This window comes from Streptomyces sp. NPDC026538 (assembly GCF_055567535.1).
Genome location: NZ_JBVHQG010000005.1, coordinates 94,751 through 108,319 on the forward strand (window position 1 = coordinate 94,751; position 13,569 = coordinate 108,319).

General features: G+C 71.2%; 12 protein-coding genes. 6 read left to right on the plus strand and 6 right to left on the minus strand.

Features of this window, described 5'->3' with window-relative positions:
* Positions 1 to 42: 42 nt before the first annotated feature.
* Positions 43 to 1,818, plus strand: a complete 1,776-nt coding sequence (locus tag ACZ4N4_RS20875) for a GMC family oxidoreductase N-terminal domain-containing protein (protein WP_453569096.1) — start codon at positions 43 to 45, stop codon at positions 1,816 to 1,818.
* 123 nt (positions 1,819 to 1,941) lie between these two features.
* On the opposite strand, the gene ACZ4N4_RS20880 is transcribed toward ACZ4N4_RS20875, so the two are convergent.
* Positions 1,942 to 2,967 (minus strand): LAETG motif-containing sortase-dependent surface protein, encoded by a 1,026-nt coding sequence (locus ACZ4N4_RS20880; RefSeq protein WP_467590795.1) that lies wholly within the window; start codon positions 2,965 to 2,967, stop codon positions 1,942 to 1,944.
* Positions 2,968 to 3,173: 206 nt separating this feature from the next.
* On the opposite strand from ACZ4N4_RS20880, the gene ACZ4N4_RS20885 reads away from it, so the two are divergent.
* Positions 3,174 to 4,319 carry a hypothetical protein gene (locus ACZ4N4_RS20885; protein ID WP_467590797.1) on the plus strand — a complete coding sequence of 382 codons (1,146 nt, stop codon included), beginning with the start codon at positions 3,174 to 3,176 and terminating at the stop codon, positions 4,317 to 4,319.
* Positions 4,320 to 4,980: 661 nt separating this feature from the next.
* On the opposite strand, the gene ACZ4N4_RS20890 is transcribed toward ACZ4N4_RS20885, so the two are convergent.
* Positions 4,981 to 5,286 (minus strand): chorismate mutase, encoded by a 306-nt coding sequence (locus ACZ4N4_RS20890; RefSeq protein WP_467590800.1) that lies wholly within the window; start codon positions 5,284 to 5,286, stop codon positions 4,981 to 4,983.
* 286 nt (positions 5,287 to 5,572) lie between these two features.
* Between ACZ4N4_RS20890 and guaA the strand changes: the two genes are divergently transcribed.
* On the plus strand, positions 5,573 to 7,153 hold the full coding sequence (gene guaA, locus ACZ4N4_RS20895) for a glutamine-hydrolyzing GMP synthase (RefSeq protein ID WP_453569089.1): 1,581 nt from the start codon (positions 5,573 to 5,575) through the stop codon (positions 7,151 to 7,153).
* A gap of 11 nt (positions 7,154 to 7,164) precedes the next feature.
* Here the strand turns inward: guaA and ACZ4N4_RS20900 are convergent, their stop codons facing one another.
* A complete protein-coding gene (locus ACZ4N4_RS20900) occupies positions 7,165 to 7,668 on the minus strand; it encodes a pyridoxamine 5'-phosphate oxidase family protein (protein WP_467590803.1) in 504 nt (167 codons plus the stop codon).
* Positions 7,669 to 7,807: 139 nt separating this feature from the next.
* Here ACZ4N4_RS20900 and ACZ4N4_RS20905 point away from each other — a divergent pair, with 139 nt between their 5' ends.
* Positions 7,808 to 8,602 carry a class II aldolase/adducin family protein gene (locus ACZ4N4_RS20905; protein ID WP_467590806.1) on the plus strand — a complete coding sequence of 265 codons (795 nt, stop codon included), beginning with the start codon at positions 7,808 to 7,810 and terminating at the stop codon, positions 8,600 to 8,602.
* A 138-nt stretch (positions 8,603 to 8,740) separates the two neighbouring features.
* On the opposite strand, the gene ACZ4N4_RS20910 is transcribed toward ACZ4N4_RS20905, so the two are convergent.
* Positions 8,741 to 9,628: a DUF4429 domain-containing protein gene (locus tag ACZ4N4_RS20910; protein WP_467590809.1), complete on the minus strand. Its 888-nt coding sequence runs from the start codon at positions 9,626 to 9,628 to the stop codon at positions 8,741 to 8,743.
* A 188-nt stretch (positions 9,629 to 9,816) separates the two neighbouring features.
* Here ACZ4N4_RS20910 and ACZ4N4_RS20915 point away from each other — a divergent pair, with 188 nt between their 5' ends.
* Together ACZ4N4_RS20915 and ACZ4N4_RS20920 are read left to right on the plus strand one after the other, a co-directional pair.
* Positions 9,817 to 11,094 (plus strand): hypothetical protein, encoded by a 1,278-nt coding sequence (locus ACZ4N4_RS20915; protein ID WP_467590812.1) that lies wholly within the window; start codon positions 9,817 to 9,819, stop codon positions 11,092 to 11,094.
* Between the two features lie 200 nt (positions 11,095 to 11,294).
* Positions 11,295 to 11,825 (plus strand): DoxX family protein, encoded by a 531-nt coding sequence (locus ACZ4N4_RS20920; RefSeq protein ID WP_467590816.1) that lies wholly within the window; start codon positions 11,295 to 11,297, stop codon positions 11,823 to 11,825.
* Between the two features lie 15 nt (positions 11,826 to 11,840).
* Here the strand turns inward: ACZ4N4_RS20920 and ACZ4N4_RS20925 are convergent, their stop codons facing one another.
* Both ACZ4N4_RS20925 and ACZ4N4_RS20930 read right to left on the minus strand, forming a co-directional pair.
* On the minus strand, positions 11,841 to 12,050 hold the full coding sequence (locus ACZ4N4_RS20925) for a hypothetical protein (RefSeq protein ID WP_453569077.1): 210 nt from the start codon (positions 12,048 to 12,050) through the stop codon (positions 11,841 to 11,843).
* Positions 12,037 to 13,464 (minus strand): PspC domain-containing protein, encoded by a 1,428-nt coding sequence (locus tag ACZ4N4_RS20930; RefSeq protein WP_467590819.1) that lies wholly within the window; start codon positions 13,462 to 13,464, stop codon positions 12,037 to 12,039. The genes ACZ4N4_RS20925 and ACZ4N4_RS20930 overlap by 14 nt, the downstream gene beginning before the upstream one ends.
* Positions 13,465 to 13,569: the final 105 nt, after the last annotated feature.

The following is a 13,569-nucleotide window of genomic DNA, read 5'->3' on the forward strand; positions in this document are numbered from 1 at the left end:
CGACCACATTCAACCCGCATGTACGCTCAAAGAGGAGAAATCGTGCCCCAGGATGCCTACGACTACGACGTCATCGTCGTCGGCTCAGGCTTCGGCGGTTCCGTCACCGCCCTGCGCCTGACGGAAAAGGGCTACACCGTCGGCGTCCTGGAAGCCGGCCGCCGCTTCACCCGCGCCACCCTCCCCAAGAACTCCTGGGACATCAAGAACTACCTCTGGGCCCCCGCGCTCGGCTGCTACGGCATCCAGCGCATCCATCTCCTCGGCAACGTCATGGTGCTGGCCGGCGCGGGCGTCGGCGGCGGCTCGCTCAACTACGCCAACACCCTCTACGTTCCGCCGAAGGCCTTCTTCGACGACCCCCAGTGGCGTGACATCACGGACTGGCAGGAGGAGCTGAAGCCGTACTACGACCAGGCGCAGCGCATGCTCGGCGTGCGGCTCAACCCGACGATGACCCCCTCCGACGTCCACCTGAAGGCGGCGGCGGAGAAACTCGGCGTCGGCGACACCTTCCACCTCGCCCCCGTCGGTGTCTTCTTCGGCGACGGCAAGGACGCCGACGGCGAGGCGAAGGCCGTGCCCGGCGACCAGGTCGCCGACCCCTACTTCGGCGGCGCCGGCCCCGCCCGCAACGCCTGCACCGAGTGCGGCGAGTGCATGACCGGCTGCCGGCACGGCGCGAAGAACACCCTCAACGAGAACTACCTCCACCTCGCCGAACAGGCGGGCGCGGTCGTGCACCCCATGACCACCGTCGTCTCTGTCACCGACGACTCCCAGGGCGGCTACGCGATCGCGACCCTCCCCACCGACGACAAGAAGGCGAAGGGCCGGGTCTTCAAGGCGCGCCGGGTCGTCGTCGCGGCCGGCACCTACGGCACCCAGACGCTGCTGCACCGGATGAAGGCCGGCGGCCAGCTGCCGTACCTCTCCGACCGGCTGGGCGACCTCACCCGTACCAACTCCGAGGCCCTGGTCGGCGCCCAGACCGACGACCGCCGCTACCGCAGGGCACACGGCACCCCGAAGGCCGACTTCACCAGGGGCGTCGCCATCACGTCCTCCATCCACCCGGACGAGAACACGCACATCGAGCCGGTCCGCTACGGCAAGGGATCCAACGCGATGGGCGGCATGTCCATCCTCCAGGTGCCGTACGCGGAAGGCTCCTCCCGCGTCCTCGGCTGGCTGGCGAACGCGGCCCGCCACCCCCTGCTGGTGCTGCGCTCGCTCTCCAACCGGCGCTGGTCGGAGCGGACCATCATCGGCCTGGTGATGCAGTCGCTGGACAACTCGCTGACGACGTACCTGAAACCGGACGGCGTCGGCAAGGGCCTGCTCACCGCCCGGCAGGGACACGGCGCCCCCAACCCCAAGCAGATCAAGGCCGCCTCGGAGGCCGCCAGCGTGCTCGCCGCCGAGATCAACGGCTTCGCCGGAAGCAACGTCGGCGAGCTGATGGGCACCCCGCTCACCGCGCACTTCCTCGGCGGCTGCCCGATCGGCGACTCGCGCGAGACCGGGGTCATCGACCCGTACCACCGGCTCTACGGCCACCCGGGCATCTCGGTGGTGGACGGCGCCGCCGTCTCCGCGAACCTGGGCGTGAACCCGTCGCTCACCATCACCGCGCAGGCCGAGCGCGCGATGTCGTACTGGCCCAACAAGGGCGAGACGGACCCGCGGCCACGGCAGGGCGAGGCGTACGAGCGCCTGCGGCCGGTCGAGCCGCACCGCCCCGCGGTCCCGGCGGAGGCCTTCGGCGCGCTGCGCCTGCCGCTGCTGGACATCCCGGCCGTACCCCCGAAGAAGTAACCCCGGCGTCCGAGGGTCCGGACGTCGAAGAGGGACCTGTGCCCCCCTCCGAGCCCAGGTCCCTCTTCGTCCGGTGTGCGCGGCCGCCGTACGACGACGGTCCGCGCGACCTCGTTCACATGGCTATGCGCCCGCCCCGGCCCTGCGGCGCCGCACCACGAACACCGCACCGGCGCCGGCCACGACGGCGACCCCGCCGACCAGGCCGATGACCGGGAGCGCCGAGCTGGAGCCGGTCTCGGCGAGGTTGCCGGTCGGCAGGTCGGAGACCTCGCCCTGCGGCTTCTTCACGGAGTCCTTGCCGCCGTTGTCGCTCGGCGTGGCCGTACCCGGGTCCGGGTTGGACGAGCCGGCCTTGAGGACCGTGAAGTCGTACTGGGCCCAGCCCTCGGCGATGCAGTCCTGGCCGTCGACCTTGTCGAGGTAGGCACCGGAGCCGAAGGAGTAGGCGTCACCCGCGGGCGCCTTGGCGTCGATGGAGACCCGCAGGTCGACCGACTTGCTCGCACCGGACTTGAGCTTGTCGACGTAGAAGAAGTAGTTGCCGGCCCAGTCGTCGCTGCCGATCCGGTCCCAGGAGCCGCTGTCGGGGTTCTTGAACTCCAGGTCGACGTACGGGCTGAGGTACTTCGACTCGCTGAGCTCGTAGTTCTCGATCTCGGCGTAGAAGGCGACACCCTCGACGTCGGTCTTGGACTCGTTGGTCACGACCAGCCGGAAGCCGTGGAAGCCGTCACCCGCGACGATCTTGCCGGGCAGGCCCTTGATGTCGGCGGACACCTTGGCGTCGCCGAAGTTCTCGTCGAGGTCCTCGCAGTAGGGGACGTCCGGGTCGGACGGGTCCTCGCTGGGTTCCGCCGACTCGGACGGCTCGGCCGAGGCGGACGCGCTGGCACTGGCGCTCGCGCTGTCGCTGGGCGAGGCGGACTCCGAAGCGGACTCGGACGCGGACGCGGAGGCGCTGTCGCTCGGCGCGGCGGAGTCCGACGGCGAGGCGGAGGCGGAATCGCTCGGGATCTCGCTCGGCGCGCTCTCGGACGCGGGCGTGGACGGCAGGTCGTCCGCGAGGGCGGCCGGCGCGGACAGCAGGGCTATGGGCGCGATGACAGCCGTGGTGGCTGCCGCGGCCATGGCGCGGCGAAGCTTCATGAGGACCCCCGTGAATCAGGTGCGGCAGACGGATGTAACCGTTGGTTCCGCTGATGTGACCGGTGAATCCGGTGAATGGTTGCCTCCACATTCACCAAATTCTTATGTGACGCTCGTCACTTTCGGGTGTCCGACGGGGTCGGCATGTCCACAGCAGATTCCAAGGCTATTCTCGCCCCCGTCGAACGGCCGAGCGAGAGAGTGTCATGTCTGACAGACGGTCCGAGCAGTCGTCGGGGGACGAGCCGTCGTCGTCCTCCTCCATACCCGACGAGGTGTGGGAGCAGTTCATCCGCGACACCGAGCGCGACATCCGCAAGTCCGCTCCGAAGGAGCCCTCCGCGCGCGCCCGTCAGGTGACCGAGCGGCTCAAGGGGCAGCAGGAGCCGACGGGTTGGCGGACCGGGCCCGCCTGGCAGGAGACGGACGGGCGGGCCGCCCGGCGCCGCAGGATCTGGGCGGTCGTCGGACTCCCGGTGGCGATCGCCGTGGCCGTCGTGGCCATGCGGCCCTCGCTGATTCCCGGCGATCCCTTCGGCTCGGCGTCCCACGTGGACACCGCCGCCTCGCCGCTCCCCGCCGAGACCGCCGCCCCGACCGCGCCGCCGTCCGCGGTCGCCGCCGGCACCCCCACGCTGGCCCGCCCGTTCGCCGGTTCCCCGGCGCTGCGCTGGGCCGACGGCGCGGACGGCATCGTGCTGCCGAAGGCCACCGCGCTCGGCTCGATCCCCAAGGACCGCGTCGAACTGGCCCTGCGTCAGACCAAGAAGCTGCTGGTCGACGCCAACCTCAACCCCCTGGTCGTGGCCGGCGCCCGCCCCGATGCCGCCCTCGCGGTGCTCGACCCCAAGCAGCCCCGCCTGCTCGACGAGCTCAACACCGCGCTGCACACCCCCAGCAAGGCCCACGACCCGCTGTCCCTCTTCAGCCGCTTCGACCCCGAGGACGTGATGCCGGCCGGCAAGGTCATCAAGACACGCGGCCGGATCACCTTCGCCAAGGGCAAGTTCGCGGGCGTGGCCGTGCACGCCGACTTCACCTTCGTCTACCCGGTCGTCCCCGTCGACGGCTCCGGTGAGGTCGCCCGCACCATCGTGCGCCGGGTCATCGACACCGAACTCCCCGACCCCACGCGCTACCAGGTGACCCCCGGCCGCCTGACCCTCCTGAGGTACGACGAGGACGCCGGCAACTCGGCCTGCGACGTCAACGACGGTTTCCTGCACCCGCAGTTCCCGTCCCAGGCGCCGACGAGCAGCGCCGCCCCGACCGGCCCGTCGATCGACCCCTACGACCGCAGCCGGAAACTCGGCGACAGACCGGAGGGGTGCGGCAAGGTGAGCCGTACCTAGTCACTCTCTGTGGGCGGGCTCCCTCTGGGCGGCTCCCTGCGGGAAGGCTCCCTGCGGGAAGGCGAAGGGCCCCGCGGGACGGAGCCGCGGGGCCCTTCTTCCGTCAGCACCGACGTCAGGGCAGCGTCGGTGCCGGGGAGCGGCGCCGGGGGGTTGCGCCGCTGGTCTCTGTGCCCTGTGCCACCGTCCGTGCCCCGGGTCGGCGCCCCGGCGCACTCGGGGCGTACGGCAGGTCTCGACCTTCGCCGGACGGTCGGCACACGGCAATTCCGTTGCCTGAACTGGGACTTGGGGACTTCTGAAGGCCTTGGGGGCCTTCTAGGCATCGTGCTGGATGCACGGGGCCTCCGCAACCGTTTGACCCAGCCCTTATGCATTTTTGCAATTTTCCGCCGGTCGACCCCGGGCGTCCCCGGAGCCGACCGTCTCTGGTGTGACCGGGCTGCTGTCCCCTGCCGTCCGGTCACGTGACTGGAGCGAGGTCCCACGGCGCACGGCATTCTCCGTACGCCTCACCGCTCCAGTGAGCCACGCGTGGTTCTTTCGGGCCCGCCCCTGGCTGGCACGGACACCCCACCAACGAAGCGGTTCCCGTGCCGGTCACGCGCCGTACGGGTGAGAAGGCCCCGAACTCAGATCCGCCCGACTCGGATGCGACCGCTCAGATCCGCCCGCGACACAGTTCGAGGAGGGTCATGGCCAGGGAGGTGCCGGGCCTGCCGAGCGCCTCGCTGTAGTGGCCGAGGACCTCCATCTCCCGGGACAGGTTCACCCGGCGGCCGCCGGAGGTGATCCGGGCCTCCTGGATGACGGCGGAGACCGCCATCCGTTCCTGGATCAGACCGATGATCCGGTCGTCGAGCGCGTCGATGCGCTCCCGCGCACCGGCGATCACCTCGGCGGCCTCGGCGGTACGGGCTCCGGTCTTCTCGGCGGGGCTGATGTGCTCGGCGGGGCTGACGGTCATGTCGGGGCTCCTCGTTCTCTGAAGGGGGGAGCCCCGGACCGGCATGATCCGGAGAAACACCAGGCGCCCCGGACCTTGTCGGCCCGGGGCGCCTGGGGAAGTCGCTTGTCAGTTGCTCAAGCGGCACGACCATGGCAGCCGGCGGGCCGGTTGCCATAGGTAAAGAAGAAGGTCGTCTGCGTGAGCATGGGGGCGAGTATGCCACAGCACCTCGTCGGGGTGTCCCGCGCCCGCCCCGTTAGAATCGGTAGTCACAGACCCCCGCCCCACCGCCGGAAGGCACCCCGTGTCATCAGCGACTCCCGCTGCCGCCACCCCCGACACCGTCCTGGTCGTCGACTTCGGCGCGCAGTACGCCCAGCTCATCGCCCGCCGCGTCCGCGAGGCCCGGGTCTACAGCGAGATCGTGCCCAGCACCATGCCGGTCGCCGAGATGCTCGCCAAGAACCCGGCGGCGATCATCCTCTCCGGCGGCCCCTCGTCCGTGTACGAGGAGGGCGCCCCCCGTCTGGACCGCGCGCTCTTCGAGGCCGGCGTGCCCGTCTTCGGCATGTGCTACGGCTTCCAGCTGATGGCACAGTCCCTCGGCGGCACGGTGGACAACACCGGCGCCCGTGAGTACGGCCGTACCGACCTGCACGTCTCCAGGACGTCGTCCACCCTCTTCGAGGGCACCCCGGGCGAGCAGCACGTGTGGATGTCGCACGGCGACGCCTGCTCCGCCGCCCCCGAGGGCTTCACCGTGACCGCGTCCACCGACGTCGTCCCGGTCGCCGCCTTCGAGAACGACGAGAAGAAGCTCTACGGCGTCCAGTACCACCCCGAGGTCATGCACTCCACGCACGGCCAGCAGGTCCTGGAGCACTTCCTGTACCGGGGCGCGGGCCTGGAGCCGAACTGGACCACCGGCAACGTCATCGAGGAGCAGGTCGCCGCGATCCGCGAGCTGGTCGGCGACAAGCGCGCCATCTGCGGTCTGTCCGGCGGTGTGGACTCCGCGGTGGCCGCCGCCCTCGTCCAGAAGGCCATCGGCGCCCAGCTGACCTGCGTCTACGTCGACCACGGCCTGATGCGCAAGGGCGAGACCGAGCAGGTCGAGAAGGACTTCGTGGCCGCGACCGGCGTCCAGCTCAAGGTCGTGGACGCCGAGGAGCGGTTCCTGAAGGCCCTCGCCGGTGTCTCCGACCCGGAGCAGAAGCGGAAGATCATCGGCCGCGAGTTCATCCGGGTCTTCGAGCAGGCCCAGGTCGAGATCATCGCGGACGAGGGCCCCGAGGTCGCGTTCCTGGTGCAGGGCACGCTCTACCCGGACGTCGTCGAGTCCGGCGGCGGCACCGGCACCGCCAACATCAAGTCCCACCACAACGTCGGCGGTCTCCCCGAGGACCTGGAGTTCAAGCTCATCGAGCCGCTCCGCAAGCTCTTCAAGGACGAGGTCCGGATGGTCGGCCAGGAGCTCGGCCTGCCGGAGGAGATCGTCCAGCGCCAGCCCTTCCCGGGCCCCGGCCTCGGCATCCGGATCGTCGGCGAGGTGACCAAGGACCGCCTCGACCTGCTCCGCGAGGCCGACGCCATCGCCCGCGAGGAGCTGACCGCGGCCGGCCTCGACCGCGACATCTGGCAGTGCCCGGTGGTCCTGCTCGCGGACGTCCGCTCGGTCGGCGTCCAGGGCGACGGCCGCACCTACGGTCACCCGATCGTGCTGCGCCCGGTCTCCTCCGAGGACGCCATGACGGCCGACTGGTCCCGCCTGCCGTACGACGCCCTGGCGAAGATCTCCACCCGGATCACCAACGAGGTCCGTGACGTCAACCGGGTCGTCCTCGACGTCACCTCGAAGCCGCCGGGCACCATCGAGTGGGAGTAGCCGAGTAGGGCCTACCTGCGCCTGACGGTGCGCAGGGGCTCGCCGGGCCGCCAGATCTCGACGACCAGGTAGGTGTCGTTTTCGACGCGGGTTCGTACGACCTCCGTCAGCTCGGTACGGAAGAGGTGGAACGGCTCCGGCGGTTCCACCTCCTGCGTGTACGCCCCCTTCACCGCCGCGTCCACGACCTCGTACGCCCGTCCGGCGACCCGTACGTCCCCGCCGCCCATGTCGGTGCCGGCCCCCGGATTGGCCTGGAGCGCGAACCGCGGGTCGCGCAGCAGGTCGAGCGCCTTCAGCGAGTCCGGCATCATGCCGAGCCAGACCTCGCCGGCCAGGAAGCGGACCTCCAGGCCCGAGGTGCGGGGGGAGCCGTCCTTGCGGAGGGTGGCCAGGACGTGGTGGCGGTGGGCGGCGAAGCGTTCCTCGACGGTGCGCGCCAGGTCGGGCGCGGCGGCGACGAAGGCCGCCCAGTCGGTACCGGCTGTTCCGCTCGTGAGGGTTGTACGTGTCATACGAGCCACTGTGCCGCCGATACCCGACATCTTCTGTCGTGATTTGCTCGCGCGCGTCATCTTTACAGAACAGCTCTGTTTTCCTGCGCTGACCGACGGTAACTTCCGGCCGTAACACAAACCCAGTGCTGGAGGACCTATGCACGGGCCGACTCCGCCCCTGCCGCTGCCCACCGATCAGCTCCGGTTCGCGATGCCGCCGATGCACGACTCGCTCGACGACGAGCGCCGGCATCGCAAGGAGCGGCTCGCGGGCGCGCTGCGGATCTTCGGCCGGGCCGGACTCGAGGACGGGGTGTCCGGGCACATCACCGCCCGCGACCCCGAGTACTCGAACTGTTTCTGGGTCAACCCGTTCGGCATGCCGTTCAAGCACGTCACCGTCAGCGACCTCGTCCTGGCCAACCAGGACGGTCAGGTGATCGAGGGCCGCTACCACGTCAACCAGGCCGCCTTCACCGTGCACGCCCAGGTGCACGCGGCTCGCCCGGACGTCGTCGCCGTCGCCCACTGCCACTCCGTGCACGGCCGCGCCCTGTCCGCCCTCGGCGACCTGCTCGACCCCATCAGTCAGGAGAGCTGCGCCTTCTACGAGGACCACGCCCTCTACGACGCCTACACCGGGGTCGCCGTCGACGCCGAGGAGGGCCGCCGGATCGCCGACGCCCTCGGCTCCCGCAAGGCACTGGTGCTGCGCAACCACGGGCTGCTGACCGTCGGCGACTCGGTGGACGCGGCCGCCTGGTGGTTCCTGTCGATGGAGAAGTCCGCGCAGGTCCAGCTGACCGCGAAGGCGGCCGGGCGTCCGCTGCTCATCGACCACAAACTCGCCGTCGCCACCCGCGAACAGCTGGGCGGCGACCTGGTGGCCTGGATCAACTACCAGCCCCTGTGGCAGGACATCAGCCGCGCCGAACCGGACCTGCTGAGCTAAGGCCTGTCCGACCATTCCCGTCTGCCTCGCGACGCCATGCAACGAGGGCCTACGCCCGGCACGCCGAGAGCACGCACCTGACGCCGCGAGGCCGCCCTCCGGGCGCCGACGGGAATGGTCGGAGAGGCCCTGGCGGCCTCAGAAACTCCTGAGCACGGCCGCCTTCGTCAGCGCGAACTCCTCGTCCGTGAGCACCCCGTCCCGGTGCAGCTCGCCCAACTCCCGCAGCCTGCGCAGCAGTATGTCGTGATGGTCGGCCGACTGGCGCGGCACGGCCGCCGGCGGCCGTGCCCGGTCGGCGTACTCCGCGCCCGCGCGGGCCGAGGGATGCGGCAGCCGGGCCGTGACCGCCGCCGCGACCAGCGCCGTCAGCAGATCACGGCGGACACTGCCCCACAGGTCCAGGGAGTAGGGGTCGCGCTCCGCCGGCAGTTTCGAGAACACCGTCTCCCGGGTGACGAACCGCAGAAAGCCGTCCTCGTAACCGGAGTTGGGCAGCCACTCCACCTGCACCAGGTCGCCGAGCCCGATGATCCGCGGCCCGGTCGCCCGCTTGACCCGGTCGGCGGTGTCGGCCCAGTCGATCCGCACCTGCGTACCGTCGAAGGACACCGTGCCGTCCGAGGAACGCACCGACACCGGCACCGGCGGCCCCGGCAGCAGGTACGCCTTCGTCGGCTCCGTCGGGATCTGGTCCAGCAGCAGCGCCTGCCGGATCTCCGCCACGACGTACTCCGCGATTCCGGACCGGTCCCCGTCCACCGTCAGCAGATACGGATCCGCTGCTTCCGGCAGCCGGCCGCCCGTCGCCTGCAGCAACGGATCCGCGCCCTCGCGCAGCCGCATCCGCAGCCGCCCGCGCTTGCGCTCCGGCTCGTACACCACCCCCGACACCGCCTCCAGCGGTACGGCGATCTGCCCGTACGTCTGCCGGAACAGCGGCACGGAGCGATGGCGTCCCGGCGTGATCCGGACCGTGCTGCCGTCGAAGGCCCAGGTCCCGTCCCGCTGGATGATCTCGGCCATGGGGGAATTCTCGCAGCCGGGTCAACCTGTCGGCCGTACCTTCACCCGTCGTGACCAACCTGCTGAACGCAGACAGCGTGGCGTAGGGCACAATTCGCTCTCGACACAAGGGAGTTGCACGGCGTCGTCCGGCCCCGGGGAGGGCCCTGCGCGTCGTGCCCCGGGCGTGGGGAAGGCGGGCGTCGGCCGTGGCGGTGCAGGAGGCGAGGCAGGGCGCCGTTTCGGGTGTCCACGGGGGCGGGTGCGCGTGCGGGGACTGTCCGCACGGAGCACGCGAGGGGCACCGGCGGGCGGTCGCCGAATTCCTCCTCAAACGCGAGGAGTTCGCGGCCGGCCAGGGGCTGCCGGCGGCGGTGGCCCACTCCGCCTCCGCCTCCCGCCAGTGGGTCTCCGAGGAACTCTCCCAGTCCGCCGAGGTGGTCGCCGAACGCGGCCGGGCCGAGGGTGAGGCCTGGGTCGCCCGGCTCTGGCTGCGCACCGTGGTCACGGTCTGGGCGGCCGTCGTGATCACACTGCTCACCCAGTCCCTCACCGCGATCGGCGCCGGCTGGACCAGCGCCCGCACCGCCGGACTGGTCGCCGCCGTGGTCGTGGCCCTCGCGCTGACCGCCGCCTCCTGGTTCCACCGCTCGCGCGGCGGCGTGCTCGCCCCCGTGATCGGCGAGGACAACCGCATGTCCACCTCCCGCACCGTGGCCGCCTCCTGGGTCCTCTTCGTCGCCTACGCCGTACTCGTGCTGGCCGGCCGCCTGGCCGTCGCCTCCTCTTCCGCCGACCGGGATTCCCTCATCTCCGGCCTCGACCTCGCCCGCGGCGCCGGTGTGGTGACCGTCCTCGCCGTGGTCAGCGGCATCGCGGTCCTGGTGCGCCGGGTGGTCGGCCTGCGCATCCTCGGCCAGCGTCTGCAGAAGGTGCCCGCACATCGCCCCCGCGCGGCCGACCTGCTCACCGACGACGCCGGCCGGGGCACCTTCGCCGACATCCAGTACGTCGTGATCAGCGCCGTCGCCCTCGTCTTCGCCGCCGTACGCCTCGCCCGCCGCCCCGACCAGCTTCCCGACCTGCCCTGGGGCCTCGCGACGGTGGTCCTCATCTCCGCCGCGACCTACCTCGCCGGCAAGTACGCCGAGGGCGGCCGTCCGGTCATCCTCTCCGTCGTCCGCGCCCGGGAGGCCGGTGACCTGGACGCGCCCATCCGCACGGGCGACGACATCGAGATCCGCGGCACCGGCTTCGTCCCGCCCGGCGCCCAGACCGCCGACCGTCTCTCCCGCATGGTCGTCCGCGTCGGCGCGGTCAACGTCCACGTGCCCCTGGTCCCCGTCACCGGAGGCTTCAGCAACCCCACGGACAGCGTCCTCACCGTCCCCGTGCCCGCCGAGGTGGAACCCGGTTTGGTCGAGGTCCAGGTGGTGACGGCGGCCGGGGCGGCCACCAACCGGTGCGTGGTCGAGGTGACCGAGTAAACCGAGTAAGGGGACCGGGGGAGGGGATCCGTGGGCGGCCGGCCGGGGTAGGGCGGTCGGGTGAGGGTGGCCTGCGGGTGGGTGACGTGGACCGGCCGAAATTCGTAAAAATATCCGGAGGAGGATTGAGCGGGTCGCGGCTGTCGTACGTATGGTCTGTTGAGGGGCCTGGGTACAGCGGCGAGAGGCGGCTAGTGACGATGACTCACGGCATTCGTACGGACACGCACCCCCCGTATCTCGATGGCGATCGCGGACTGCGCGATACCGCCACCCGATATGCCCTCCTTCCCTTGCGGATCTTCCTCGGCGTCACCTTCATCTACGCCGGTCTGGACAAGCTGACCGACAGCGCCTTCCTGAAGTCCGGCGGCTCCGGCTCGATCGGTGACATCATGCGCGGGGTCCGCGACTCCGCCGCGATCCCGGCCCTGGTCGACCTGGCCCTGAAGAACCCTGTCGGCTTCGGCACCGCGATCGCCATCGGCGAACTCGCCGTCGGCCTCGGCACCCTCTTCGGCCTGCTGGCCCGCCTGGCCGCCCTCGGCGGTGCGCTGATCTCGCTCAGCCTCTGGCTGACCATCAGCTGGGCCAACTCCCCGTACTACTACGGCAACGACCTCGCCTACCTGATGGCCTGGCTGCCCCTGGTCCTGGCCGGTGCCCCCTACCTCTCCTTGGACGCGATGCTGCGCTCCCGGCGCCGACAAAGGTCCGGCGGCCTGCGCTAGCCCTTCGGCTCTCCGTCAGCTCTCCGGTGCGCGGCGGCGCCTGCGTATCGCCCGGGTCAGTGCCGCGGTCACGCCTGCCAGGAAGAGGCCGACCACCATCAGAGGGATGACCGCGAACCACTCGGTCGTCCACAGGCCCCCCGCGTCACCGGCGTAGGCGACCCCCGTCGCCGTCAGGAAGACGCCCACGATCAGCCGCCCGGGCTGGAACTCATGCCGCAGCACGGCTCACCTCCACCTGTCCCGCGCCGACCTGGAGATCCAGGTCGAGTGTGCCCGTGTTCTTCGCGCCGCCCGTCGGCCGCAGCGTCACGTCCTTGTGCTTGCCCGGTTCCACGTCCACGTCCTCCTTGTCGTCACCGGGCAACTGAATGTCGCCCACCCCCACGTCGATGCTCATCCGCACGGTCACGTCCGCCGGCACGACGATCTTCAGCCGGCCCGCCCCCACCTCGGCGGCCGTCGACACCGTCTGCCCCTCGGCGACGCGTATGTGCCTCAGGTCCAGGGTGGCCACCCCGGTCCCCAGGTCGTACCCCGACTCCACCTGGGCCGCCGTCGCGGGGGTCCAGGACTCGCGCGTCCAGTGGGTGCTGATGTCGGACGGCAGGGCCGTCGACGCCGCGAGCAGACCCGCCGTGACGAGCGCAAGGAACAGCGAGCCGGCCCCCGTGCGTCCCAGGAACGAGCTGACCGCCGTGCCCAGGCCGAACACGATCAGCGCACCGGCCAGACCAGCCTGGAGGCTGGTGCCCAGCGGGTGTGTGTCCCATGTCAGGCCCGTGCCCAGGCCGCCCGCCAGCAGGGCGAACAGAAAGATCCAGCCGCCGATCCAGCGCGGTCCGCGCGGCCTCGGGGGCGTGCTCTGCCGGGCGCGTATGTCCTGGCCGTGGACCCACGGGGTGCTCAGCCGGAAGTCGAGTCCCGGGACGTCCCGGCCGCGGGCGTCGGTGGGGCCCCACAGATAGCCGGTGCCGCCGACATGCGTGCCGTCCTTGACGATCGGGTCGCGCCACCAGGACGGGTAGGTGATCGAGATCGGCGGTGCCTGGGCCTCGGGAGGGGCGTCGGCGACCGTCTGAGCGGCCAGTGGGTCGGGATCCGGGGCGCCGCGCCGCCGCGACCAGTACCCGGCGCCCGCCAGCAGAACGGAAAGGACGACGGCGAACGCCAGCACCCCGCCGTTCCTGATCATCGTCAGCAGGACTCCGCAGCCGACCAGGGCGAACAGCACGGCCGCCAGGGCCTGCCCGTCGACCCTGCCGGTCAGCAGCTTGCGGACCTCGTTCTCCTCGTCGTCCTCGTAGGGCACGAAGAGCCAGACGAAGCCGTAGAAGAGGAGCCCGATGCCACCGGTCGCGGCCAGCACGGCCAGGGTGATGCGGAAGATCACCGGGTCCAGGTCGGTGTGCCGGCCGAGCCCCGCGCACACGCCCGCGATCATCTTGTGCCGGCGGTCGCGCCGGAACCGGGGCAGCGCCTCCGCGCCGGTGCCGGTGGCGTCGGCCTCCGTCTCGGGCGCCCCCGTCCCGGCCGCCTCCGCCGCGGCGGGCGCGGCATCCGACGGCCCGGGGCCCGGCGCGGGCCGCGGGCCGGAGCCGGGTCCCGGACCCGTCGCGGCGTGCTCGTGATCAGTCATGAGTCAATGGTGACGGGCGAGCCGCCGCAACGGCAGTCGGGATGACCCTGGCCGAACCCTGAATTCGGCCCCGAGGCCGGGCCGGGAGGCGTTCGAACCGGGCCT